Annotated in this window: 23 protein-coding genes; 12 read left to right on the top strand and 11 right to left on the bottom strand. The window is 73.8% G+C overall.

From position 1 onward, the window contains the following. Positions 1–14: 14 nt before the first annotated feature. The 4 genes from F3L20_RS10815 to F3L20_RS10805 form a co-directional block, all read right to left on the bottom strand. A complete protein-coding gene (locus tag F3L20_RS10815; protein WP_150154055.1) occupies positions 15–905 on the bottom strand; it encodes a hypothetical protein in 891 nt (296 codons plus the stop codon). Then, positions 902–1075, bottom strand: a complete 174-nt coding sequence (locus tag F3L20_RS33950) for a hypothetical protein (RefSeq protein WP_167534503.1) — start codon at positions 1073–1075, stop codon at positions 902–904. The genes F3L20_RS10815 and F3L20_RS33950 overlap by 4 nt, the downstream gene beginning before the upstream one ends. Next, entirely contained in the window at positions 1072–2598 is a 1527-nt protein-coding gene (locus F3L20_RS10810) for a hypothetical protein (protein WP_145827838.1), read from the bottom strand. Before F3L20_RS10810 ends, F3L20_RS33950 begins: the two co-directional genes overlap by 4 nt. Before the next feature lie 218 nt (positions 2599–2816). Continuing rightward, positions 2817–3509, bottom strand: coding sequence for a GntR family transcriptional regulator (locus F3L20_RS10805; RefSeq protein WP_150154054.1), 693 nt, complete (start codon positions 3507–3509; stop codon positions 2817–2819). Between the two features lie 136 nt (positions 3510–3645). Here F3L20_RS10805 and F3L20_RS10800 point away from each other — a divergent pair, with 136 nt between their 5' ends. The 5 genes from F3L20_RS10800 to F3L20_RS10780 are packed head-to-tail and all read left to right on the top strand — an operon-like array spanning position 3646 to position 8127. Continuing rightward, the gene (locus F3L20_RS10800) at positions 3646–4965 is read left to right on the top strand and encodes an MFS transporter (RefSeq protein WP_150154053.1); all 1320 of its coding nucleotides are present in this window, start codon (positions 3646–3648) and stop codon (positions 4963–4965) included. Beyond that, on the top strand, positions 4962–5825 hold the full coding sequence (locus F3L20_RS10795) for a putative hydro-lyase (protein ID WP_240810874.1): 864 nt from the start codon (positions 4962–4964) through the stop codon (positions 5823–5825). The genes F3L20_RS10800 and F3L20_RS10795 overlap by 4 nt, the downstream gene beginning before the upstream one ends. A 42-nt stretch (positions 5826–5867) precedes the next feature. Next, entirely contained in the window at positions 5868–6626 is a 759-nt protein-coding gene (locus F3L20_RS10790; protein ID WP_145827841.1) for a LamB/YcsF family protein, read from the top strand. Further along, positions 6623–7252, top strand: coding sequence for a 5-oxoprolinase subunit B family protein (locus F3L20_RS10785; protein WP_150154052.1), 630 nt, complete (start codon positions 6623–6625; stop codon positions 7250–7252). Before F3L20_RS10790 ends, F3L20_RS10785 begins: the two co-directional genes overlap by 4 nt. Beyond that, positions 7249–8127 carry a biotin-dependent carboxyltransferase family protein gene (locus F3L20_RS10780; protein ID WP_150154051.1) on the top strand — a complete coding sequence of 293 codons (879 nt, stop codon included), beginning with the start codon at positions 7249–7251 and terminating at the stop codon, positions 8125–8127. The genes F3L20_RS10785 and F3L20_RS10780 overlap by 4 nt, the downstream gene beginning before the upstream one ends. Positions 8128–8253: 126 nt before the next feature. On the opposite strand, the gene F3L20_RS10775 is transcribed toward F3L20_RS10780, so the two are convergent. After that, positions 8254–9672 carry a HEAT repeat domain-containing protein gene (locus tag F3L20_RS10775; protein WP_150154050.1) on the bottom strand — a complete coding sequence of 473 codons (1419 nt, stop codon included), beginning with the start codon at positions 9670–9672 and terminating at the stop codon, positions 8254–8256. A 300-nt stretch (positions 9673–9972) separates the two neighbouring features. Further along, positions 9973–10365: an ankyrin repeat domain-containing protein gene (locus F3L20_RS10770; RefSeq protein WP_150154049.1), complete on the bottom strand. Its 393-nt coding sequence runs from the start codon at positions 10363–10365 to the stop codon at positions 9973–9975. Between the two features lie 264 nt (positions 10366–10629). Between F3L20_RS10770 and F3L20_RS10765 the strand changes: the two genes are divergently transcribed. Then, positions 10630–10824, top strand: a complete 195-nt coding sequence (locus F3L20_RS10765; protein ID WP_024887312.1) for a hypothetical protein — start codon at positions 10630–10632, stop codon at positions 10822–10824. Between the two features lie 49 nt (positions 10825–10873). Further along, positions 10874–12586 (top strand): hypothetical protein, encoded by a 1713-nt coding sequence (locus tag F3L20_RS10760; RefSeq protein WP_150154048.1) that lies wholly within the window; start codon positions 10874–10876, stop codon positions 12584–12586. A gap of 355 nt (positions 12587–12941) precedes the next feature. Here the strand turns inward: F3L20_RS10760 and F3L20_RS10755 are convergent, their stop codons facing one another. Beyond that, positions 12942–14441 carry a PLP-dependent aminotransferase family protein gene (locus F3L20_RS10755; RefSeq protein ID WP_150154047.1) on the bottom strand — a complete coding sequence of 500 codons (1500 nt, stop codon included), beginning with the start codon at positions 14439–14441 and terminating at the stop codon, positions 12942–12944. 99 nt (positions 14442–14540) lie between these two features. On the opposite strand from F3L20_RS10755, the gene F3L20_RS10750 reads away from it, so the two are divergent. From F3L20_RS10750 to F3L20_RS10735, 4 genes are all read left to right on the top strand, one after another. After that, entirely contained in the window at positions 14541–15206 is a 666-nt protein-coding gene (locus tag F3L20_RS10750; protein WP_150154046.1) for a YczE/YyaS/YitT family protein, read from the top strand. Then, the gene (locus tag F3L20_RS10745; RefSeq protein WP_150154045.1) at positions 15203–15970 is read left to right on the top strand and encodes a glycerophosphodiester phosphodiesterase; all 768 of its coding nucleotides are present in this window, start codon (positions 15203–15205) and stop codon (positions 15968–15970) included. The genes F3L20_RS10750 and F3L20_RS10745 overlap by 4 nt, the downstream gene beginning before the upstream one ends. A 51-nt stretch (positions 15971–16021) precedes the next feature. Continuing rightward, positions 16022–17368 (top strand): MFS transporter, encoded by a 1347-nt coding sequence (locus F3L20_RS10740; protein ID WP_150154044.1) that lies wholly within the window; start codon positions 16022–16024, stop codon positions 17366–17368. Positions 17369–17647: 279 nt separating this feature from the next. Continuing rightward, entirely contained in the window at positions 17648–18022 is a 375-nt protein-coding gene (locus F3L20_RS10735; protein ID WP_003977404.1) for an RNA polymerase-binding protein RbpA, read from the top strand. Positions 18023–18187: 165 nt separating this feature from the next. Here the strand turns inward: F3L20_RS10735 and fxsA are convergent, their stop codons facing one another. From fxsA to F3L20_RS10715, 4 genes are all read right to left on the bottom strand, one after another. Further along, positions 18188–18778, bottom strand: coding sequence for an FxsA family membrane protein (gene fxsA / locus F3L20_RS10730; protein ID WP_150154043.1), 591 nt, complete (start codon positions 18776–18778; stop codon positions 18188–18190). 69 nt (positions 18779–18847) lie between these two features. Continuing rightward, a complete protein-coding gene (locus tag F3L20_RS10725) occupies positions 18848–19714 on the bottom strand; it encodes a polyprenol monophosphomannose synthase (RefSeq protein WP_145827852.1) in 867 nt (288 codons plus the stop codon). Between the two features lie 541 nt (positions 19715–20255). Then, the gene (locus F3L20_RS10720; RefSeq protein WP_150154042.1) at positions 20256–21860 is read right to left on the bottom strand and encodes an amidohydrolase; all 1605 of its coding nucleotides are present in this window, start codon (positions 21858–21860) and stop codon (positions 20256–20258) included. A gap of 455 nt (positions 21861–22315) precedes the next feature. Continuing rightward, the gene (locus tag F3L20_RS10715) at positions 22316–22756 is read right to left on the bottom strand and encodes an Lrp/AsnC family transcriptional regulator (protein WP_030867874.1); all 441 of its coding nucleotides are present in this window, start codon (positions 22754–22756) and stop codon (positions 22316–22318) included. A gap of 213 nt (positions 22757–22969) precedes the next feature. Here F3L20_RS10715 and F3L20_RS10710 point away from each other — a divergent pair, with 213 nt between their 5' ends. Then, entirely contained in the window at positions 22970–23404 is a 435-nt protein-coding gene (locus tag F3L20_RS10710; RefSeq protein ID WP_145827854.1) for a hypothetical protein, read from the top strand. Positions 23405–23511 lie beyond the last annotated feature (107 nt).

Here is a 23511-nt window from a genome sequence, read left to right as displayed (position 1 = left end):
TCGTGGGGTGGGGGTCAGGCGGAGTGGAAGGGCAGGCCGGCGTCGGCGACCAGGTCCAGGGCGTCGCCGTCCTCGGGGGGCAGCAGGGTGGGGGTGCCGTCGGTGACCGGGACGACGCCCAGGTCGAGGAGTTCGGCCATGGCGGCGCCGCCCGCCATGTCGCGGACCTGGAGCTGGTAGCGGTAGGTGGCCGGTGTCGTGCGGTAGGTGCCGCCGTTGTCGTCACCGGTGCGCTGGAGGAAGCCGGAGTCGGTGAGGAAGGAGACGGCCTTGGCGACGATGCCGGTGGTGGAACCGGCCAGGCGGCGGGCGTCCTTGGTGGCGCCGGTGGAGCTGCGCCGGGCCCAGATCCGCCAGGCGGCCTCGAGTCCGGGGGCGTCGCTGACCGGGTCGGTGTTCTCGCCCTGTTCGGCGGCCCGCTCCTCCAGACGGTGGCAGGCCTGGCGGACGAAGGCGTCGACGCCGTTGACCGTGACGCGCCCGATGTAGCCGTCGTCGGCCAGGTCCTCGGGGCGGGGGAAGGCCATCGCGGCGACGGCGAGGTGGGCGAGACCGTGCAGGAAGCGGTCGCCGCCGTCGGCGGAGGTGCGGCGCGCGTAGTCGCCCATGCGGACGGTGAAGACGGAGTCCTCGGCGGCGGTGACGGCCATGCCGGCGCGCGGGGACACCTCCAGCACGATCAGTCCGAGGCCGGTGGCCACGGCGTCGGCGAGCCGCGCGAACGGCGGGTCCTCCCGGTAGCGGCGCAGGAGGTCGGCGTACTCCTGATCGCGGGCGGGCTGCAGCTTGGGCTGCAGCCCGAACGCGACGAGCCGGGCCGCGTCGGCGGCGTCGGCGGGTGTGACGGCGGTGCTCGCCGGCGCCGGCGCGGGCTCCGGCTCCCTCCAGTCGGCGTGCTCGGTCACGGTCGGGGCTCCTCGGTGCGGTAAGGGTCGATGCGCGGGGTGTCGGTGCGCGGGGTGAGCGTGCGGGCTGCAGTGGTGCCGACGCGGGGCACCTCAGTGAGCGTGCGGGGCGCTGTGGTGCCGTCGCGGCGCACCGCGATGGGGGTGCGGGGTGCCGCGGTCGCGGTCATGCCGCCTCCGTCCGGTCCGCGGCCATGCCGGCCGCGTCCAGCAGCGCCGTGCCCACGATGAGGTCGGCGCCGCCGAACTCGGGGTCGTCCAGGTCGGTGCCGTCGTCCACCGCGAACAGAAGCTTCCGCTCGCCCTGGCGGTAGGCGGTGCCGACCGGCGGGCTGGCGGCGTGGACGGCCAGCAGGGCGACCAGGTAGGGCAGCTCGGGGTCCTGGCGGCGGGCGTCGGCGAGGAGTCCGGACAGGCGGCGCGGCGCGTCGGCCGGCAGGTCGAGCAGCTCGGTGGCGGCCGCCAGCTGCTCGTCGCTGAAGCGGCTGTCGTCGGGGGTGGCGATCAGGTCCGGCTCGGGCATCTCGGCGCCGAGGTGCTCACGCTCCACGGGCGGGGTCAGCAGGATCTCGACGAGGTCGGCGACCCGGACGGACACGGGCGTGCGCAGTCCGGTGCCGCGGGCGAAGAAGGCGTCGGTGACCCGGGACGCCTGCTCCACCGGGAGCGGCAGCAGGGGCGCGAGGAGCTGGCCGTAGAGGTCGGTGCCGACGGCGGTGGCGGGGGTCGCGAAGGCCTGCCGGTCCTGTTCGGCGCGGAACAGCGGGCCGGCCTCCAGCAGCCGGGACTGCAGCTGGGTGTGGCGCCGGATGCAGTCCTTGACGATGTCGACCAGCTCGGCGGCGCGGCGCTTGTGCTCGGGGTCCTCGGACTCGTCGCGGGCCTTGCGGATGTTGGTGAGGATCGCGTTCTCGTGGCGGTAGCGGTCGGCCACGTGGTCGAGGGCCTCGGCGATCATGTCGGGCACGGCGCTGAGCCAGTCCACCGCCCGGACGTTGCGCCGGGTGGCCTCCAGGGCTCGGCGCAGGGTCTCGGAGTACTGCACGGTGCGGTAGCGGGCCTGTTCGGCGGCGAGCTGCGCGTCGGCGAGCCGGCCCCGGCTGATCAGCACCTCCAGCTTGACCTCGGCGGCGATCTGGGCGCTGGTGACGTCGGTGTCGAGGGCGCCGACCAGGACGTTGACCGCCTCGTCGGTGGTGCGCAGGTACACCGTGCCGCCTGGGCCCGGGACCTCTTCGATCAGCTTGAAGTCGTAGTCGCGGCGCACATACGTGCCGTCGGCGCCGAAGACGCCGTAGACAGCGCGGAAGCCGCGGTCCACGCTGCCGACGTTGATCAGGTTCTCCAGGACCCAGCGGGCCACCCGCTCGTGCTCGGCGGTGGGGCGGTCCGGGGCCTGGGCGGCGACCCGCGGGACGATCCGGGCGACGATCTGGTCGTGGTCCGCGCCGGTGTCGAAGTCCATGTTGAGTGTGACCAGGTCGATGGCGGCGAGGGCGATCTCCGCCATGCCGTACACCGAGTACTCGCCCGCGAGATTGGCCTTGCGGGTGTCCAGGTCGTGCAGCGGCGCGGTGCACGCGAGCGCGCGCAGCCGCCGCGCCAGGCCTTCGTCGGCGGCCGGGCCCGGCGCGGGCCGCGGCCCCGCGCTGAGCTGGGGCGGAACGCTGTCCGTCGATGCAGGCGAAGTCACGGTGCACAGACTAGGTCCTCGGTCCGACAACGGCCCAAACGAGGCAGATGCGCCCTCGGCACCTCACCGGCCGCCCACCCCGGCGCCACGCCGGCCGGACCGTCCCCGGCACCACGCCGGCCGGACCGTCCGCGGCGCCGTCTCCGACCGGACCGCCCCGGCGCCGCGTCGGCCGGAACCGCCGTTCGCGGGCCGGTCGTGCGCCCGGCCGGTGCCCGCTACTCCTCACCCACGCGGCGCCGGTATACCTCCACCACCCGTTCCAGTGAGACGTCCAGGTAGGACGCCAGCAGACGCTCGGCCGTGTTCCGGTCACCCGCCTGAAGGGCCTGAAGAATCTCGACATTTCGCGCGATGTACGGTTCGTGCAGCCGCTGCGGCTCGTCCACCACGTGGAAGGCGAGCCGCAGTTCGGCGAAGACGCTGCGCATCAGCTCGGCGGTGCGCTCGCCGGAGGCCAGGGCGACCAGCTCCTGATGGAAGTGGATGTTGGCCGTACCCACCGCTTTCCAGTCACCTTCCCGCGCCGCCCGCTGCCCCTCCGCGACCGCCTCGGCGAGCCCGTCGAGAGCGTAGGGCGGTTCACCGAGACCGCGTACGACGGCGCACTCGACGAGCCTGCGGGTGCGGTAGATGTCCTCGACGTCCTCGACGGTCAGCACCCGGACGAACACGCCCCGGTTGAGCTCGTGGACGAGCAGCCGTTCGTGCGTGAGCAGCCGGAACGCCTCGCGCAGCGTGTTGCGGGAGACCCCGAGGGCGCCGCCGATGCTGTCCTCCGACAAGCGCGTTCCGGGCGGGAAGTACCCCTCGGCGATGCGGCTCCTGAGGATGTCCGCGACGCGCTCGGCGGTGCTGGTGCGGCCCAACAGGGCGCGGTCGTCGGCCAGTCCGCTCGTCTGCTCTGCCATGCCGGAATTCAAGCGCACCCGGAAGAACGAAACAACAGGGGTATTGAAGGATCGTTCAACGATCCTCTACCTTGCTTGGGCAGTGGCACGGCTCACTCTTCCCCGCACCCTCCCGTCCCCCCTCTGCGAGGTGCCCATGAGCACGACCCCTCCATCGCGCGCCCTGACCGGCTCACCACGCCCCGTCAAGCCCGAACCCCCGGCCGAGGACGGGGCGTTCGGCTGGCTGCGCGCGCTGGGCCCACGCGGCCGCCGCGCTTTCGGCGGCGCGTTCGGCGGCTATGCCCTGGACTCGTACGACTACTTCACGCTGCCGCTGACGATGGTCGCGCTGTCGGCGTACTTCGGTCTGAACAGCGGCCAGACCGGCCTGCTGACGACCGTGACCCTGCTCGTCTCCGCGGTCGGCGGCGCCGTCGCGGGCGTGCTGGCGGACCGCATCGGCAGGGTCAGGGCACTGCTGCTGACGGTGATCACCTACGCGGTGTTCACCGTGGCCTGCGGCTTCGCGCCCAACTACGAGACCCTGCTGGTCTTCAGGGCGCTCCAGGGCCTCGGCTTCGGCGGCGAGTGGGCCGTCGGCGCGATCCTGGTCGCCGAGTACGCCGGCGCCCGGCACCGGGGCCGTACCCTCGGCGCGGTGCAGAGCGCCTGGGCCGTCGGCTGGGCCCTGGCCGTGATCGTGTACACGGCCGTCTTCTCGCTGGTCGACGGCGATCTGGCCTGGCGCGTGATGTTCTGGACCGGCGCGCTGCCCGCGCTGCTCGTGGTGTGGGTGCGGCGCAGCGTGCGCGACGCCCCTGAGGCGGCCGCCGCGCGGGAGGAGAGCCCCAGGTCGGGATCGTTCACGGCGATCTTCCAGCCGGGCCGTGAGGACTCCCCCGGGCTGCTGCGCACCACGCTGTTCGCCGTCCTGCTCTCCACCGGTGTGCAGGGCGGCTACTACACCCTCGCCACCTGGGTGCCGACCTACCTGAAGTCCGAGCGTGACCTGTCGGTCGTCGGCACCGGCGGTTACCTCACGTTCCTGATCTCCGGTGCCTTCCTCGGCTATCTGACGGGCGGTTACCTCACCGACCGGCTGGGCCGCCGCCGCAACATCTGGCTGTTCGCCCTGCTGTCGGCGGTGTGCATCGTGGCGTACACGAACATCCCGAGCGGGGCCGACTCCCTGGTCCTGGTCCTCGGTTTCCCGCTCGGGTTCTGCATGTCGGCCATCTTCAGCGGCTTCGGCTCGTACCTGAGCGAGCTGTATCCGACGGCGGTGCGGGGCACCGGGCAGGGCTTCACCTACAACACCGGGCGTGCCGTGGGCGCCGTCTTCCCCACCACCGTCGGCTTCCTGGCCGACAGCTGGGGCGTGGGCGGAGCGCTGATCTTCGGCGCCATCGGGTACGGCCTGGCGGCGGTGGCGCTGCTGGGGCTGCCGGAGACGCGCGGGAAGGAGCTGGAGTGAACCCCACCGACGACAGCGTGGCCACCGCCGTCGGCGAACGCACCACCGTGGACGACCGCCCCGTGGTCCTCGCCGACGACACCACGCGTGCGTGGAGCCCGCGGACGGCCCGTGCCCGCTTCCGGGAGGGCCTGGCGATCCCCACGGCCGGCGTGGCCGCCGGGTACACCCAGGCCAACCTGATCTCCGTGCCCGCCGACTGGGCCTACGACGTGCTGCTGTTCTGCCAGCGCAACCCCCGGCCGTGCCCGGTCCTCGACGTCACCGACGCCGGTTCCACCACCACGGTGCTCGCCGCCGACGCCGACCTGCGCACCGATCTGCCGCGCTACCGGGTGTGGGAGCACGGCCGGCTGGTGGACGAGCCGACGGACGTGCGGGCGTACTGGCGCGGCGACCTGGTGTCGTTCCTCATCGGCTGCAGCTTCACGTTCGAGTGGGCGCTGGCGGCGGCCGGCGTTCCGTTGCGGCACCTGGAGCAGGGCCGGAACGTTCCGATGTACGTGACGAGTTGGCAGTGCCGTCCGGCGGGGCGGATGAGCGGTCCGATGGTGGTGTCGATGCGGCCGGTGCCGCCCGCGCACCTGTCGGCGGCGATCCGGGAGAGCAGTCTGATGCCGGCGGTGCACGGCGGCCCGGTGCACTGCGGTGACCCGTTCGGGCTGGGCATCGACGACCTGGCCCGTCCCGACTTCGGCGACCCGGTGGACCTCGAACCGGAGGACATCCCGGTGTTCTGGGCCTGCGGGGTGACCCCGCAGGCGGCGGTCATGGCGTCCCGTCCGCCGTTCGCGATCACCCACGCGCCGGGCCGGATGTTCCTCGGCGACGCCCGGGACGAGCAGTTCCGCGTGGTCTGACCGGCCCGCGCGGCATCAGCAGGAGAGAGAAACGAAGGATCCATGACCTCGATCGATCTGAACGCCGACCTCGGCGAGGGTTTCGGCCACTGGCGGCTCACCGACGACGAACAGCTGCTGTCGGTGGTGACCAGCGCCAACGTGGCCTGCGGTTTCCACGCCGGGGACGCGCCCACCATGCGCCGGGTGTGCGAGCTCGCCGCCGCGCGCGGGGTACGGATCGGCGCCCAGGTCTCCTACCGGGACCTGGCGGGGTTCGGGCGGCGCTCGATGGACGTGCCGCCCGCCGAGCTGACGGCCGAGGTGGCCTATCAGATCGGCGCCCTGCAGGTGTTCGCCCGCGCGGCCGGGAGCCGCGTGGCGTACGTCAAGCCGCACGGCGCGCTCTACAACCGGGCGGTTCGGGACGAGGAGCAGGCGCGTGCGGTGGTCGACGGGGTGGTCCTCGCCGACCCCACGCTCCCGGTGCTCGGGCTGCCCGGCTCACGGCTGCTGGAGCTGGCCGGGAAGGCGGGGCTGCCGGCGGTCGAGGAGGCGTTCGCCGACCGGGCGTACACCGACGAGGGGACGCTGGTGCCGCGCGGCGAGGAGGGTGCTCTGGTCACCGACCCCGGCGCCGTCCTCGCACGGTCGGTGGACCTGGCCCGGCGCGGGGAGGTCGTCGCACGGTCGGGGCGGCGCATCGGGATGCGGGCCCGTTCGCTGTGCCTGCACGGCGACACCCCGGGCGCGGTGGACCTGGCACGGCGCGTGCGGGACGCCCTGGAGACGTCCGGTGTGCGGGTGGAGGCGTTCGCATGAGGACGCTGCCCGTCGGTGAGGACGCGCTGCTCGTCGAGGTCGCCTCGGGCGAGGAGGCGCAGGCCCTCCTCGCCGAGCTGCTGCGCCGCCGCGCGGAGGGGTCGCTGACGGCCCGTGAGATCGTCCCGGCGGCACGCACGGTCCTCCTCGACGGCCTGCCCGACCCCGCCCGGCTGGCCGCCGAACTCACCTCACGGCCGGTGCCGCCCGCTCCGCCGCGCCCGGCGGAGACGGTCGAGATCCCGGTGCGCTACGACGGCCCTGACCTGGCGGACGTCGCGGCGCACTGGGGCGTCTCCGTCCCCGAGGTGGCCCGCATCCACGCGGCCACCGAGTTCCGTGTCGCGTTCTGCGGGTTCGCCCCCGGTTTCGGCTACCTCACCGGCCTTCCCGCCCGCTACGAGGTGCCCCGCCGGGCGGCGCCGCGCACGTCCGTCCCGCCGGGCTCGGTCGCACTGGCGGGCCCGTACACGGGCGTCTACCCGCGCTCCTCCCCCGGCGGCTGGCAGCTGATCGGCACGACCGGCCGCGTCCTGTGGGACCACACGCGGGAGCCCGCGGCGCTGCTCTCGCCCGGCACGCGCGTGCGTTTCGTCCCCGTGGGCGCGACGGAGCCGGTGACATGACGGACCGCGCGCTCTCCGTCGTACGGGCGGGGGCCCTGACCACCGTGCAGGACCGCGGCCGTCCCGGCCACGCCCACCTCGGTGTCCCCCACTCCGGTGCGCTGGACGGTCCCGCGGCCGCGCTCGCCAACCGGCTGGCCGGCAACCGCCCGGACGCGGCCGTCCTGGAGTCCACCCTCGACGGCTGTTCCCTGCGCCCGCGGTCCTCCGCCACGGTCGCGGTCACCGGGGCGCCCTGCCGGGTGACGGTGGACGGGCGTCCCGCCGCGTGGGGCGCGCCGGTGCGGGTGCGCGCGGGGGCCGTCCTGGACGTCGGGCCCGCGGTCCACGGGGTGCGGTCGTACGTGGCCGTGTCCGGGGGGATCGCCGTCGATCCGGTGCTCGGCAGCCGCTCCACGGACCTGCTCTCCGGCCTCGGCCCGGCGCCGCTCACGGACGGTGCGGTGCTGCCGCTCGGTACGCCGACGGGTCTCCACGCGCGCGTGGACGTGGCCCCGCAGCCGGCGCCGCCCGCCGAGCTCGTCCTCCGCGTGACGCCCGGTCCGCGCGACGACTGGTTCACGGCGGGGGCGCTGCGCCGGTTCACGTCCGGCACGTTCCGCGTCTCCCCGGCGAGCAACCGCATCGGGCTGCGGACCACGGGACCGGTGCTGGAGCGGGTCCGGCACGAGGAGCTGCCCAGCGAGGGCATGGTGCTGGGGGCGGTGCAGGTGCCGCCGGCCGGGACTCCGGTGATCTTTCTCGCCGATCACCCTACGACCGGCGGCTATCCGGTGATCGCGGTGGTCCGTCCCGCCGACCTGCCCGCTGCGGCCCAGGCCCGACCGGGGACGCCGGTGCGGTTCGTCGTTGCGCGGGGGCGCGGGGGTTTCTGAGTTCTCCCGCCCGCGCCGCGCCTTCCCTGGGGCCGCGCCCCAGGCCCCCTGTCGGCCTTGCGGGCCTCATCCTCAAGCGCCGGGAGGGCTGCATGCAGCCCTCCCGGCGCTTGAGGAGTCCCGGGGTCAGACAGCGGTCTCCTCGGGGCCGATCCTGCTGCGGACCGCGGTCTGGACCTCGGCTTCCTCCGCCGGGTCGGCGGCCAGGCGGCGGAGGCGGTCGACGACGCGGGTGTCGCCTGTCTCGGCGTGCCGGGCGGCGATCTCGCGAGTGGTCTCCTCGCAGTCCCAGAGGCATTCGACGGCGAAGCCGGTGGCGAAGGACGGGTCGGTGGCGGCGAGGGCACGAGCTGCCCGGCCGCGCAGATGGGAGGAGGCGGTCTCGCGGTAGATGTGGCGCAGCACGGGGGCCGCGCAGACGATGCCGAGGCGTCCGGCGCCGTCGACGAGGGTCCACAGGGTCGTCGCGTCGGGGCCCTCGCCCCGTACGGACTCGCGCAGTGCCGCGAGGACCAGGTCGCGGTCCCTCGTACCGCCCCGGCAGGCGAGCACCCGCCCGGCGGCCTCGCCCAACGGGTCGGGCCGGTGGGCCCAGCCCCGGGCCCGTTCGACGGCGGCCATGCTGCGCATGCGTTCGAAGGCGTCGACGGCGGCCTCCACGACGGCCGTCGTGCCGGTGGTCATGGCGCCCTCGATCAGGTCGAGGGCGTCGGGATCGTTGGTGTCGGCGAGGTAGCGCAGGGCGGTGCAGCGGGCGCCGTCGGTGCCGTCCTGGGCGGCCAGGACGATCTCGGGCCGGTCCTCGGGTCCGGCCACGGCGGACAGGCAGCGGGCGGCCGGCACGTGCAGCGCGGCGCCGCGGTCCATGCCCTGCTGGGCCCACTCGAACACGGCTTGGACGCTCCAGCCGGGGCGTGGCCCGGTCGGACGCATCTGCCGTTGCCAGCGGTCGAAGGAGCCGGTCTCCTGGGCGGCGCGTACGCGCGCGGAGACGGCGGGGCGCGGGTCGTCGGCCCACAGCCGCCAGGGCCGTGGTTCGAAGGCGTCGCGCACGGTCGCCGCCAGTTCGGCCTGGCCCTCGGGGTCGGTGGCGAACCGCGCGAGCACCGGGGCGGCGAGGGTGCGCAGGCCCGCGTCGTCGTCCCGGAGGGCCAGTTCGTCCAGGGCCCAGGCCCAGTTGGTGCCCTGGGCGGCGTACCTGCGCAACAGGTGGAGCGCGTCCTGCCGGCCGTAGGAGGCGAGGTGACCGAGGACGGCGAGGGCGAGTCCGGTGCGTGACTCGTCGGTGTCGAGCATGTCCTCGGGATCGAAGAGGTGGGCCTCGATGGCGTCGAGTCCGCCGTGCAGGTCCAGGTAGAGGCGGGCGTAGTAGAGGGAGCGGTTCTCCACCTGCCAGTCGTGGCGCGGGTCGCGCAGCACACAGTGGTTCAACGCCGCCAGCGCCTCGGGGCGCGGGGCGGTGAGCGCGTGCAGCGTGCCGTCGCCGCGGCCCCGCTGGAGCAGGCCGAGCAGCGTACCGCTGGGCGCTATGACCGGATCGAACATGGGAAACAGCCTCACATCAAGCGTCGACGCAACCGGGAACGTGCATTACCTGGCCGCGTGACAACACGTCGGGGCGCCCGCCGTTTCCTGCTCGCTGTAGACCATCTCTCTCTGCCTCTCGTCGGTGGCCCATGCGGACCGCGTCACGGCCCGCGCGGTGCGGCAACACCTGCCCAGCCATCGCGTCCGTGAATCACGTCGTCATGATGACCCGGCGGTCACATATACCGCGACCGAAATTTCGGCGGCCCTGTACCGCCTCCCCCGTTTTCGTTGTCTTCGCTGGTCGGAGCGGGTGTCTCAGCGCGCTTCGAAGAGCTCGAGAAGCTCCGTGCGGGCGAACATCCGGGCCGTGTCGACGGCCGACGGTGTCCCGGCGGAGGGGTCGGCGCCGGCCTCCAGCAACGCCTTGGCGACGTCGGTCTCCCCCTTGAAGACCGCCCCCGCGAGTGGCGTCTGGCCGCGGTCGTTGACGCGGTCGGCGTCGGCGCCGCGCGCCAGCAGGGCGCGGACCGCTTCGGCGTGGCCGTGGTAGGCGGCGAGCATCACGAGCGAGTCGCCCCGGTCGTTGGTGAGGTCGGCGGGGACACCCGCGTCGACGTAGGCGACCAGCCCCTCGGTGCGGCCGCGCCGGGCCAGATCGAAGATCTTGGTCGCCAGCTCCACGACCTCAGGGTCGGGGGCTTCTGTCATCGCCGGACCGCCTCTCACTGCACGGGTTCACACATCGGGAACAGGGCGTACGTCTGCGCGGGGCGCAGCCGTACGGGTGAATCGCCAGGGTACTGGCTCGGGTGGCACATGACCTGATCTGCCCGAGGTAAAGATCACGGGAGGTTCCCACCAGGACGCGGGGGCCGGATATCCACCCAGTTGCACCTTTTATCGTATAGATACATTCTGTGATCAGGGAAGTACTCATGGTGACTGCTGTCCCCGCGAACCAGGAGAACTCACATGATCATCTCGATCTCATGCGTGGTGCTGCTCGGCATCGTCGTCTTCGTCTTCTTCCGCAAGGACGGACTGAAGCTGTCGCACGCCCTGGTGGCGATGCTCTTCGGCTTCTATCTGGCCAGCACGGCCATCGCCCCGAGCATCAAGGCGGGCGGCGAGAGCCTCGCCGGCCTACTGGGCGGGTTCAAGTTCTGACCCGCCCCACCACGCCCAGCCCGCCCGTACGCACCCTCTGGAGACAGTCGTGGCCCGGCGCCCCCTCCCCCGCATCCTCAGCAACGGCAGCGCCCAGCTCGCCCGGAGCCGGGAGCTGGCCAGGACGGCCGCCGACAGCGCCACGGACGTCCTCCACCCGCTGATCACCATCACGCGCGGGCTGCGCCGGCTGGCCTCGGCCGGACGGCGCAGGTGGGTCGAGACGCCCAAGGAGCGGCGCGGGGCGCTGCTCCTCTCCGTGGCGGCGGTACTGCTGGGAGTGGCGCTCGCGCCGTACGGTCCGCTGCTCGCCGTCGTCACCCTGATGGCGGCGGCGGCCTGGCACGGCCGGGACCGCACACCCGCGGCACCCGCCGGGCCCGCCCCGGGCCAGCTGCAGCGCCTGAAGTCGCTGTACGAGGCCCTGGTGCCCTACTTCTCGGCGGCCGACGACCCCGAGCCGCTCTACTCCCACGGGGGCGACTGGGGGAAGGTCTTCTCCGAGTACGAGTTCGACGGCACCGGCCGTCTCGCGCATCTGGTGATCTCCTATCCCGCGTACTTCACGGACGCCGAACCGGCGTCCCGCGCGCGGATCGAGCATCTGCTGGGCGCCAAGTGCGGACGCGGCCGGGAGTACCACTTCGGGTGGGACGAGGAGGCCAACCAGCTGACCGTCCGCGTCCTCGCTCCGCTGCCCACGGACATCGCCGCGCAGCCCTTCGTCACGGCCCCCGGCGAGACGGTCCTCGGCTTCACCGACCCCACGCGCGTGCAGCGGACGCTGCCGCTCACCCACGGCGCCCACGGCGAGGAGCAGCGCGACGTGCCGCCCGTGGTGTGGCGCACCGGCATCCGCTCCACGGAGCCGCACCTGCTGGCGGTCGGCCAGCCGGGCAGCGGCACCTCGACGCTGCTACGGTCCATCGCCCTGCAGGCCCTGCACCACGGCGACGTGGTGATCGTGGACGGCGGCGGGACCGGCGAGTACGCCTGCCTCACCGGCCGGGACGGCGTGCTCGCCGTCGAGTGCGGTCTCACCGGGGCGCTGACCAGCCTGGAGTGGGCGGCCTCCGAGACCGAGCGCCGGATGGCCGCCGCCGACCGGGCGCACCAGGCGGGCGACCCGCCGCCCGAGGACACCCGGCGCCCCCTGTGGCTGCTGCTGGACCGGCCCGGCGTGTTCACGCACCTCGCCACGGCGGACGACCGCACGGATCCGCAGTCCCTGCTCCAGGCGCCGCTGCGGCACGGCCGCGCCGCGAACGTCACCGTGGTGGTCGCCGAGCAGTTCGACAGCCTGGAGGCCCTGGCGGGCCCGGTACGGCAGCACACCCGCGCGCGCGTCGTCCTCGGGCCCGCGACGACGGAGCAGCTGGAGACCGTGCTCGGGGCGCCCCCGCACACCACCCCGGTCGACCAGATGCCGCCGGGGCGCGGCTACGCGCGTCTGGGCACGGGACCGGTCCATCGCCTGCAGGTCCCGGCGACCCCGGACCCGTACGACGACGCGACCAGCGACGCCCACCGTCAGGCGGTCCTGGACCTGCTGCCGCCCCGGACCACGCCGGCGGACGAGGAGCCGGAGCTGCTGGAGACCGCGCCGGCGGAGCTGGGGCCGGTGCCGGAGGCCGTACGTCTGGACAAGGCGGCGACGGAGAAGGTCGCGGCGGCGGCGCTGGTGGCGGAGACGGACGCGTCGGAGACGGTGCCCGCGCGTCCGGCGCCGGAGGGCACGGCGGTGGCGGAATCCTCCTCGTGACCCGGCGCCCCGTGAGGGCGTTGTCGCCGCCGCCGTCTGCGGGCAGTCGTGCCGTGGGGCGGCACGGGTGGGCGCAGACGGCACCCTTCCGGCGGGCCTCGCCGCCCACGAGGTGCCGGGCACGCTTGGACGCCGGGTGCGGCTCGTCCGTGGCCGGTCGCGCAGTTCCCCGCGCCCCTGAAGGCGTTGCCGGCACCGCCGCTTCCAGCGGGCCTCGCCGCCCACGAGGTGCCGGGCGCGGTTGGACGCCGGGTGCGGCTCGTCCGTGGCCGGTCGCGCAGTTCCCCGCGCCCCGGAGGGCGGTGTCGGTACCGCGCCGTTCCCAGCGGGTCTCGCCGTTCGCTTCTTGCGGCGGCTACGCGACGAATGTGCGGGGCGTTTCCGCGCCCGACGTGCCGCCCGTTTCGACGATGCGGGCCGCCGACGCCAGGCGGGTGGCCGCCTCGTCGGCGACCGCGCCGCCCACCGTGAACGGCAGCCGCACAAACCCCTCGAACGCGCCGTCCACCCCGAAGCGCGGCCCGGACGGCACGCGCACGCCGACCCGCTCCCCCGCCTCCGCCAGCCGCGAGCCGGACAGGCCCCCGGTGCGCACCCAGAGGGTGAGGCCGCCGCCGGGCACCTCGAACTCCCAGTCGGGCAGTTCCCGGCGTACCGCGCTCACCAGCTCGTCGCGGTTCTGGCGGGCCTGGACGCGCCGCAGCTCCACCGCCTGCTCCCAGCCGCCGGTGCCGAACAGCCAGTTCACGGCGAGCTGCTCCAGGACGGGCGTGCCCAGGTCGGCGTAGGCGCGGGCGGCGACAAGGCTGCGGATCACGTCGGGCGCGGCGCGCACCCAGCCGATGCGCATCCCGGCCCAGAACGCCTTGCTCGCCGAACCGACCGTGATCACGGTGGACCCCGCCGGGTCGAACGCGCACACCGGACGCGGCATCTCCACGTCCTCGTCGAGCCACAGCTCGCTCATCGTCTCGTCGGCGACCAGCACCGTGCCGGCCGAGCGGGCCGCGTCCACCAGCCCGCGCCGCTGGTCCTCGCCGGCGAGCGCCCCGGTGGGGTTGTGGAAGTCGGCGACGACGTAGGCGATACGCGGGGCAGCCTCGCGCAGCACCTGGCGCCAGCGGTCCAGGTCCCAGCCGGACAGGCCCTCGGCCATCGCGACGGGGACGAGCCGGGCACCGGCCTCGCGCATCAGCTGAAGGATGTTGGCGTAGGAGGGCGACTCGACGGCGATCCGTTCACCGCGTCCGCCGAAGAGGTGGCAGATGGCGTCGATGGCGCCCATCGCGCCGGTCGTGACCATGATCTGCTCGGGCATCGTGGCGATGCCCCGCGCGGTGTAGCGGTCCGCGATCATCGCGCGCAGCGCGGGCAGTCCGGCCGGATAGTCGCCGTGGGTGTGCGCGTACGGCGGGAGCTCCTCCAGCGCGCCCTGGACGGCCCGGGTGAGCCAGGGCTCGGGGGCGGGCAGCGCGGCGCAGCCGAGGTCGATCATGGAGCCCAGGGCCTCGGGCGGCAGCGGCTCCAGCCCCCGTGCCGGGACCGGGTTGCCCGCCGGGACGGCGGTCCAGCTGCCGGCGCCGCGCCGTGACTCCAGGAAACCCTCACCGCGCAGCGCCTCGTAGGCGGCGGCCACGGTGGTGCGGCTCACGGAGAGGGCGAGGGCCAGTTCCCGTTCGGCGGGCAGCCGTGCGGCGACCGGCACCCGGCCTTCGAGGACCAGCAGCCGGATGCCGTCGGCGAGGGCGCGGTAGGCGGGCGGCCGCCGCGTCCCGGGGCCCGCCGGACGGTCCTGCTGGGAGGTGAGCAGCCGGGCCAGCTGGGCCGCCCCCACCGCGGAAGTCCACTGCGCCATTCGAATCAGTCCACCTTCCCCGGATTGGCCATGGATGGCATGACCAGTCAGGCTCCAGGGTGGCATGCATCGGTCCACTTCCACCACAGGGGGCACCTCTTGGCCAGAAACCCGCTCCGTGAGCGGCATCTCGTGCGACGGCTGTTCCAGCTGTACGGGGGGCTGGCCCTGTACGGGGCCAGCTCGGCGCTGCTGGTGCGGTCGGGGCTCGGTCTCGAGCCGTGGAACGTCCTGCACCAGGGCCTGTCCGAACGCACCGGGCTGTCCATGGGGGTGGTGCTGACCATCGTGGGCGCGGTGGTGCTGCTGCTGTGGATTCCGTTGCGGCAGCGGCCGGGGCTCGGCACGGTCTCCAACGTGCTCGTGATCGGCGCGGCGATGGACGCGACGCTGGCCCTCGTGCCGGACGCGCACGGCATGGCCGTACGCGTGGTGCTGATGACGGCCGGGATCGTGCTGAACGGCGCGGCGACCGGCCTGTACATCGCGGCGCGGTTCGGTCCGGGGCCGCGGGACGGGCTGATGACGGGCCTGAACCGGCGCACGGGGGTGTCGGTGCGCCTGGTCCGTACGCTCATCGAGATCACGGTCGTGGTCACCGGCTTCCTCCTGGGCGGCACGGTCGGCGTCGGCACGCTGCTGTACGCGGTGGCGATCGGTCCGCTCGCCCAGGTGTTCCTGCGTGTCTTCGAGGTCCCGGGGCGGGCCGACGGCACCACGGTCGTTGCGGGCGGGCAGCCCCGGCAGGCGATACTGCGGTCGTGACCGCGCCGATACGCCACCCCTACCTCGACCATCCCGGGCCGCTCGCCTTCGCCCACCGGGGCGGGGCGGCCGACGGGCTGGAGAACACCGTCCGGCAGTTCCGGTGCGCCGTCGAGGCGGGTTACCGGTACATCGAGACCGACGTCCACGCCACGCGCGACGGCCGGCTCGTCGCCTTCCACGACGCCACCTTGAACCGGGTGACGGACGGCGCGGGCCTGATCGCCGACCTGCCCTGGTCGGAGGTGGCGCGGGCACGGGTGGCCGGGGAGGAGCCGGTGCCCCTGTTCGAGGAGCTGCTGGAGACCTTCCCGGAGGTCCGCTGGAACGTGGACGTGAAGGCCGAGCCGGCGCTGCGCCCCCTGCTGGACCTGATCGAGCGCACCGGGTGCTGGGACCGGATCTGCGTCGGCTCGTTCTCCGAGGCGCGCGTGGTACGCGCCCAGCGGCTGGCCGGGCCGCGGCTGGCCACGTCGTTCGGCACCCGGGGGGTGCTGAACCTGCGGCTGCGGTCCTGGGGGCTGCCCGTTCCGCTGCGCCGGTCGGCGGTCGCCGCGCAGGTGCCCGAGGAGCAGTCGGGCGTCCGGGTCGTCGACGAGCGTTTCGTGCGGGCCGCCCACGCGCGCGGCGTGCAGGTCCACGTGTGGACCGTGAACGAACCGCAACGCATGCACCGGCTCCTGGACCTCGGGGTGGATGGCATCATGACCGATCACATCGACATACTGCGCGAGGTCATGGAGGACCGCGGCACCTGGGTCTGAGACCCCCGCGCCCCGTCGCCTCGGCGCGCACACGGGGAAGCGAGGGCACGGGTGGACACCGACACCGTGCGGTCACCTTCGGCGGACGAGGACGCCGCGCGGCGGCGCGAACAGCGCGGCTGGTACTTCTACGACTGGGCCTGCTCCGTGTACTCCACGAGCGTGGTCACCGTGTTCCTCGGCCCGTATCTGACCTCGGTCGCCGAGGCGGCGGCGGACGCCGACGGGTTCGTGCATCCGCTGGGCATTCCCGTGCGGGCGGGGTCCTTCTTCGCGTACGCGGTGTCCCTGTCGGTGGTCGTGGCCGTGCTGGTGATGCCGCTGGTGGGCGCCGCCGCCGACCGCACCGGGCGCAAGAAGCCGCTGCTCGCGGCGGCCGCGTACACCGGTGCCGCCGCGACGGCCGGGATGTTCTTCCTCGACGGCGACCGCTATCTGCTCGGCGGCCTGCTCCTCGTGGTGGCGAACGCCGCGCAGTCGGTCGCGATGATGCTCTACAACTCCTACCTGCCGCAGATCGCTCCGCCGGAGGAGCGCGACGCCGTCTCCTCGCGCGGCTGGGCCTTCGGCTACGCGGCCGGCGCGCTGGTGCTCGTCGCGAATCTCGTCCTCTACACCGGCCATGACAGCTTCGGGGTGTCCGAGAGCATGGCGGTGCGCATCTGCCTGGCCTCGGCGGGACTGTGGTGGGGCGCGTTCGCCCTGATACCCCTGCGCCGGCTGCGGGACCGCCGGGCGCCCGCCCGGGGGGCGTCCCTGCCGGGCTTCCGGCAGCTCGCGGCGACGGTCCGCGACATGCGCCGGCACCCGCTGACGCTCGCCTTCCTGCTGGCCTACCTGATCTACAACGACGGCATCCAGACGGTGATCTCGCAGGCTTCGGTGTACGGCTCGAAGGAGCTGGGGCTCGGGCAGGCGACGCTGATCGTGGCCGTGCTGCTGGTCCAGGTGCTGGCGGTGGCGGGCGCCCTGCTGCTGGGCAGGCTGGCCCGGCGGTACGGGGCGAAGCGCACGATCCTCGGCTCGCTGGTCGCCTGGACGCTGACCCTCGCGGCCGGATACTTCCTGCCGGCCGGCGCGCCCGGGTGGTTCTTCGTGCTGGCCGCCGGCATCGGTCTGGTCCTCGGCGGCAGCCAGGCCCTGTCCCGGTCCCTCTTCTCCCACCTGGTCCCGCCCGGCAAGGAGGCGGAGTACTTCTCCGCGTACGAGATCAGCGACCGGGGGCTGAGCTGGCTCGGACCGCTGCTGTTCGGCCTGACCTACCAGCTCACGGGCAGCTACCGGGACGCGATCGTCTCCCTGGTGGGCTTCTTCGTGCTGGGGTTCGTCCTGCTCGCGCGGGTACCCGTACGGCGGGCGATCGCCGACGCGGGCAATCCGGTGCCCGAGCGGATTTAGCGTTGAGCGCGAAAGGGCGGTAGTGTACGCGTTTGGCCTGCCAGGCGTACCGTTACTGCGCGTCAAAGATGCCGAACCGCTGTGTGACATCTGTGACTGGATGTGACAAACCGGGCGTCGGTGGGTACTGCACTGGTTGACAAAGGCTGCGGCCACGACGGTGACACATGACCCGGAACGGAACTCCGATCGGGAATCTTTACCGCCGACCGGACGTTGACCGGATGACGACGACAGCGACACCTGTCCTGTGGGCGACAAGCCCGGGAGGCACGATTCATGAGTGAGCGAGCTCTTCGCGGCACGCGCCTCGTGGTGACCAGCTACGAGACGGACCGCGGCATCGACCTGGCCCCGCGCCAGGCCGTGGAGTACGCATGCGAGAAGGGGCACCGCTTCGAGATGCCCTTCTCGGTCGAGGCGGAGATCCCGCCGGAGTGGGAGTGCAAGGTCTGCGGTGCCCAGGCACTCCTGGTGGACGGTGACGGTCCGGAGGAGAAGAAGGCCAAGCCGGCTCGTACGCACTGGGACATGCTGATGGAGCGGCGCACCCGCGAGGAACTCGAAGAGGTCCTCGAGGAGCGTCTCGCCGTTCTGCGGTCCGGTGCGATGAACATCGCGGTGCATCCGCGGGACAGCCGCAAGTCGGCCTGATCCCGGGGCTTGCCCCGCCCGGACGCACAGCGACACAGGACCGCGGGCGCCGTACATGTACGGCGCCCGCGGTCCTGTGTGCGTGCCTGGAATCTGTGTGCGCGATGAGGAAGGGACGCCCCGGTCACCCGGGGCGTCCCTTCCTTCGTCAGGCGCAGGGCGTTCTCAGCGCGTCAGCGGCGGGGGCGGGCCCTGCGGGGTGTCCCCCGGGGCGCTGCCCGGCTCGTCCCTGACGACCTCGCCCTGGACGACCTTGCCGTCGGGTCGGTGCATCCGGGCCTGCTGGAAGACGTCCCCCAGCGAGCCCTGCGACGCGGCGGCCTCACGGAGCTTGCGCTCGAAGGTGCGCTCGGCGTAGCGGCTCACGGCCTTCTGGACCGGCGGCACCAGCAGGAGCAGGCCCAGCGCGTCGGAGATCGGACCGGGGATGATGAGCAGCAGGCCGCCCAGCATCGTCAGGCCGTTGCCCTCGCTGTTCGGCCGGGATCCTGGGGCCACGGTGCCGTTCTGCTGCTGCTGCAGCGTCTCGGTGAGGTTCTTGAAGGCCCGGCGGCCCGCCCGCTTGATGACGACCGAGCCCAGGACGACGCCGGCCACCAGGACCAGGAAGACCACCAGGCCGTTCGACGCCCCGGCGACCAGGGTCAGCAGCCAGATCTCCAGCACGAGCCAGGCGGCGACGCCCAGCGGCAGCAGCGTGCGCAGCCGGGAGCGCCGGGGCCGGACGGGGTACGGGGTCTGCGCGCCAGTCGTCATACTCCCAGTGTGCCTGGGCCCGGCTCAGCACGGGATAAGCGGCCCCGGTGGACGGCGGGGCCGCCGCGGCTACGACGTGGGGCGGTCGCCGCCCGCGGTGGTCTCCTCGACCGGGGCGGCCTTGCCCGCCCGGGGCTGACGGGGCTTGTCGTCGGCGCGGCCGAGGACCTTGCCGACCCTCTCCCCCACGCCCCACGCGGTGACCCGCCACAGCGCCTCGACGAGGATGTCGCGGCTCATCTTCGAGTCGCCGAGCTCGCGCTCGACGAAGGTGATGGGCACCTCGACGACGTGGTAACCGGCCTTCACCGCGCGCCGGGCCAGGTCGACCTGGAAGCAGTAGCCCTGGGAGGCCACCTCTTCGAGGCCGAGACCCTCCAGGGTCTCCCGGCGGAACGCGCGGAAGCCGCCGGTGATGTCGCGCAGCGGCAGGTCGAGCGCCAGCCGCGAGTAGAGGCTGCCGCCGCGCGAGATGGCCTCCCGCGACTTCGGCCAGTTGACCACCCGGCCGCCCGGCACCCAGCGAGAGCCGAGCACCAGGTCGGCGCCCTTGAGGGCGGTCAGCAGGCGGGGCAGTTCCTCGGGCTGGTGGGAGCCGTCGGCGTCCATCTCGACGAGGACGCCGTAGCCGTGCTCCAGGCCCCAGCGGAAGCCCGCGAGGTAGGCCGCGCCGAGGCCCTCCTTGCCCTTGCGGTGCAGCACCTGGACGTTCTCGTCCTCGGCCGCCAGCTCGTCGGCGAGCTTGCCGGTGCCGTCGGGGCTGTTGTCGTCGGCCACGAGGACGTGCGCGTCCGGAACCGCCTTGCGCACGCGGCCGACGATCGCCTTGATGTTCTCCGCCTCGTTGTAGGTCGGAATGATCACCAAAGCCGTACCGAGCGGGCCGAAGTTCCGCCCCTGGGATCCTGCCGCGAGGGTCCCGCCGCCGTCGTTCACTGCTGCCCCTTCATGTCCTGTGCGCAGGGTCCCACCTTAGTGGGCACGTCCCGCGTCGGCGTGACAGGACGTTCATATGGTGGTGTCGTTTCCCGAAGATCGGGTAGGCACACCTGTTTTCCCGCCGGCGGACGGGGACAGCGGATGGGGGCCCGGCGCCCTTCGGGCCGGCCTGGGATCCGCCGGCTGCGGATCGACCTGAAGCCGTTGTCTACTGAGCGCCCGGGCCCCACCCGGGGTCGCACCTCCCCGGCCGGCTGGAACGTCCCTCGGTTCCGCGCCGCGCTGAGCCTGGCTCCCAGTGGCGGTGCCCCGGTGCGGCACACCGTCCCTGACCCAGCGGCGCTGACACGAGTGGCCGGACGTTCTCCGGTCGGGCGTCCGGTGGTGGACCCGGCCGAACCTACCGGCCCCCTGCGGCCGCCTGTCAACAGCCGTTCGACCTGCGCGGTGTGGTTCAAACGCCTGGTCAGAGGCGAGGATGCGCAGGTCGCGCGACGGGGGCGCGGCGCATGATCGCCCGCCGCGCCGCCCGTGCAGATCACTCGCCCGGCCGTACGAAGACCGTGCGGCCGCCGACCACCGTGCGGAGACAAAGGGGCAGGTCACGGCCGGGGGTGAGGTCGGGCAGGCCGGGGGTGCCGGACCTGGGGTCGGTGGACCAGCGGGCCACGCGGTCGTCGGGGGCCTGGACGACGAGTGCGCCGGTACGCCAGACGGCGTAGTCGGCGGGGGCACCGGGCACGAGGACGCCCGCGTCGTCCCGTCCGGTCGCCCGCCAGCCGCCACGGGTGTGCGCGGTGAAGGCGGCGCGCACGGAGACGCGGTGCTCGGGGGTGTGGTGGAAGGCCGCGGCCCGGACCGTGCCCCACGGGTCCAGCGCGGTGACGGGGCTGTCGGAGCCGAAGGCGAGCGGGACGCCGGCCCGCAGCAGCGCCGCGAACGGGTTGAGCGTGCGGGCCCGGTCGGCGCCCAGGCGCTGCGCGTACATGCCGCCCTCGCCGCCCCACAGGGCGTCGAAGGCGGGCTGCACGGAGGCGGTGAGGCCGAGTTCGGCGAACGCGGCGATCGTCTCCGGGGTGACCATCTCGGCGTGCTCGACACGGTGCCGTGCGGCGCGTACGCGGGCGAGGCCGAGCTTCTCGGCCGCCGCGCGGACGCCGCCGACCACGGTGGACACGGCGGCGTCGCCGATGGCGTGGAAGCCCGCCTGGAGGCCCGCCTCGGTGCAGGCGATCACGTGGGCGGCCACCGCGCCGGCGTCGAGGTGCGCGCTGCCGGTGTGGGGGGCGTCGGCGTACGGCTCGTGCAGGCAGGCCGTGTGGGAGCCGAGGGCGCCGTCGGCGAAGAGGTCGCCCGCCGCGCCGAGCGCGCCCAGCTCGCGGGCCTTGGCGACGTCCTGCTCCGCCCAGTAGCCGACGACGCGGGGGCCGGCCTCCTCGCGGGCGAGGCGCAGCAGGCCGGTGAAGTCGTCCTCGGAGGAGATCTCCGGTCCGCCGCACTCGTGCACCGTGCCGATGCCGAGGGAGGCGGCGTGGGCGAGGGCGGCGCGCTGGGCGGCGGTGCGCTGGGCCGGGGTGACGGCGGCCAGCGCGGTGGCGCGCACGGCGTGGTGGTCGTCCCCGGTGAGCGGCCGGTCCTCGCGCGTGACGCCGCCGGCGACGAGGTCGAGCAGGGCGGTGGAGACGACGGCCGAGTGCACGTCGATGCGGCTGAGGTAGAGGGGGCGGCCGCCGGTGACCTCGTCCAGCTCCGCGCGCGTCGGGGGGCGGCCGCCGGGCCAGCGGGCGGCGTCCCAGCCGTGGCCGAGCAGCACCCGGTCCTCAGGGCGGGCGGCGGCGAACTCCCGACCCCGGGCGAGGGCGTCCTCGAGGGAGGCGGCGGCGGACAGGTCCAGGCCGGTGAGGGCGAGGCCGGTGGCCGTGGTGTGCACGTGCGCGTCCGTGAACGCCGGGGTGACCAGCGCCCCGTCGAGGTCGACCACCTCGTCGACCCCGTCGACGAAGGCGTCGGCGGCGCCCTCGGAGCCGACCCAGGCGACCTGGCCGCGCTCGACGACCATCGCGGTGGCGAAGGGGTCGGCGGGGCTGTGGACCTCGCCGCGGCGGAGCAGGACGGTGGGCGAGGGGGCGGTGCGTTCACTCATGCCCACAGTCTCGCGCGCCCCGCCTGCCACCCCACACCCAGGTCCCCTCCCACTCGCGGACGCGCGCGGGGGGATGCGGACCCGCGCGTGGCCGGGGGCGACCGGCCCTTCCAGCGGCGCCCGGCATGATCCGGTGGCGCGCCGCCCGTGCCAGGCCCACCCAAGAGGCCGACGCGCCCTGCGCAAGCCGATCCCGTTCCGCGGCACCAAGGCGCAGGGTTCCGCGCGGGACTGCCGACAGAGGCCGGGCGACTCATGGATCAGCGGCGCCCGTCCTCCCCGACCGCCGACGGCGCGCGGTGTCCGCCGTGCGCCGTCGACGCGGGCGGGCCGGGCACACCGGACGAGGCTCCCCACGTGTTGCCGCCGGCCGACGCCCGCGGGGCGCCGCACCTCGACCGGCCCGCCCGTGTCACGGGAAAGCGCTGTCCCCCGGACGTGACCGTCGGGTGGGTTCAGATGCGTGGCGGGCGGGCCTCGTACGGGGTGGAGAGGACGACCGTGGTGCGGGTCGAGACGCCTGCCAGGGAGCGCACCCGGGCGAGGAGTTCCTCGAGTTCGTGCGGGGTGGAGACGCGCACCTTGAGGATGTAGTTCTCGTCGCCCGCCACGCTGTGGCACGCCTCGATCTCGGGGACGCCGGCCAGCCGGTCCGCGATGTCGTCGGGGGCGCTGGGGTCGAACGGTTTGACCGAGATGAAGGCGGTCATCGGCAGGCCGACGGCCTCCGGATCGACCACCGCGGCATAGCCGCGGATGACCCCGCGCTGCTCCAGCCGCCGCACCCGCTGGTGCACGGCCGACGTGGACAGGCCCGTGGCCTTGCCCAGGTCCGTGTAGCTCATCCGCCCGTCCTTGACGAGCAGCTGCACGATCTGTCGATCCAGCTCCTCCATGGCGCCGAACCTACAGGGCGCTTGATCGCCCCGGATACCGGAACGGCGAGGCGGAGCGCCGGGGACGGCACCTGCGAGCGGTATGTGACGAACACCACAACCTTTACGCCGTCTCCGTGATGTTCTCGTGATTACCCCCCAGGGTCGGCGGGAAGTGCTTGCTGTGGTCGAGGCCGCAGTGCCTGAACGGCCCAGCCCGAGGGGGAGTACCCAATGCAGAGTCTTAAGCGCCCTGGCCGTACCACGTCCAAGCGGCAGCAGCCGGTCGTCGTGCCCGAGCCGGAGTACGTCGAACCCGGCACCCCGGACGACGACTCCGACGCGTACGACACGTTCGAGATGTTCCGGGTGGTGTGCCCGGACTGCTCGCAGCCCATCGCCCTCCTGGCGGACGAGGAGGTCCTGCCGGAGCACGCTCTGTGCGCCTCGCCGTGGAATCCGTTCGGGCTCACGGTCTGCGCCGGCACCGGCCGCCGCGCGTCCGAGGCCCGGCCGGCGGACGAGTCCGTCACGCCCCAGGAGCAGGACACGGCCCTGCTGCTGACGCTCCCTCAGGGGCTCGACTGGCGCACCCAGCCCTTCTCGCACGTCGGCGGGCCGGGCTCCCGCCCCGTCCGGTTCCCGGCGATGCGGCGCGACGCCGCCTGAGCGCGGACCGGCCCGAGGGTGGCGTGCTCCGCCACCCTCGTTCCCGACGACCGTCCTCCGCACGGGACACCCGTGAACGCACGCCCTATTCGGGGGGTCGGTGACCC

Origin of the sequence: Streptomyces tendae (assembly GCF_008632955.1) — a bacterium.
Lineage (GTDB): Bacteria > Actinomycetota > Actinomycetes > Streptomycetales > Streptomycetaceae > Streptomyces.
This window is presented reverse-complemented; position numbering and strand designations above follow the sequence as displayed.

Bases quoted from the DNA above. Each gene is read 5' to 3' on its own strand.
- F3L20_RS33950 (WP_167534503.1), bottom strand. From the start codon at position 1,075: ATGACCGCGACCGCGGCACCCCGCACCCCCATCGCGGTGCGCCGCGAC.
- F3L20_RS10805 (WP_150154054.1), bottom strand. From the start codon at position 3,509: ATGGCAGAGCAGACGAGCGGACTGGCCGACGACCGCGCCCTGTTGGGC.
- F3L20_RS10800 (WP_150154053.1), top strand. From the start codon at position 3,646: ATGAGCACGACCCCTCCATCGCGCGCCCTGACCGGCTCACCACGCCCC.
- F3L20_RS10790 (WP_145827841.1), top strand. From the start codon at position 5,868: ATGACCTCGATCGATCTGAACGCCGACCTCGGCGAGGGTTTCGGCCAC.
- F3L20_RS10785 (WP_150154052.1), top strand. From the start codon at position 6,623: ATGAGGACGCTGCCCGTCGGTGAGGACGCGCTGCTCGTCGAGGTCGCC.
- F3L20_RS10780 (WP_150154051.1), top strand. From the start codon at position 7,249: ATGACGGACCGCGCGCTCTCCGTCGTACGGGCGGGGGCCCTGACCACC.
- F3L20_RS10775 (WP_150154050.1), bottom strand. From the start codon at position 9,672: ATGTTCGATCCGGTCATAGCGCCCAGCGGTACGCTGCTCGGCCTGCTC.
- F3L20_RS10770 (WP_150154049.1), bottom strand. From the start codon at position 10,365: ATGACAGAAGCCCCCGACCCTGAGGTCGTGGAGCTGGCGACCAAGATC.
- F3L20_RS10765 (WP_024887312.1), top strand. From the start codon at position 10,630: ATGATCATCTCGATCTCATGCGTGGTGCTGCTCGGCATCGTCGTCTTC.
- F3L20_RS10755 (WP_150154047.1), bottom strand. From the start codon at position 14,441: ATGGCGCAGTGGACTTCCGCGGTGGGGGCGGCCCAGCTGGCCCGGCTG.
- F3L20_RS10735 (WP_003977404.1), top strand. From the start codon at position 17,648: ATGAGTGAGCGAGCTCTTCGCGGCACGCGCCTCGTGGTGACCAGCTAC.
- fxsA (WP_150154043.1), bottom strand. From the start codon at position 18,778: ATGACGACTGGCGCGCAGACCCCGTACCCCGTCCGGCCCCGGCGCTCC.
- F3L20_RS10720 (WP_150154042.1), bottom strand. From the start codon at position 21,860: ATGAGTGAACGCACCGCCCCCTCGCCCACCGTCCTGCTCCGCCGCGGC.
- F3L20_RS10715 (WP_030867874.1), bottom strand. From the start codon at position 22,756: ATGGAGGAGCTGGATCGACAGATCGTGCAGCTGCTCGTCAAGGACGGG.
- F3L20_RS10710 (WP_145827854.1), top strand. From the start codon at position 22,970: ATGCAGAGTCTTAAGCGCCCTGGCCGTACCACGTCCAAGCGGCAGCAG.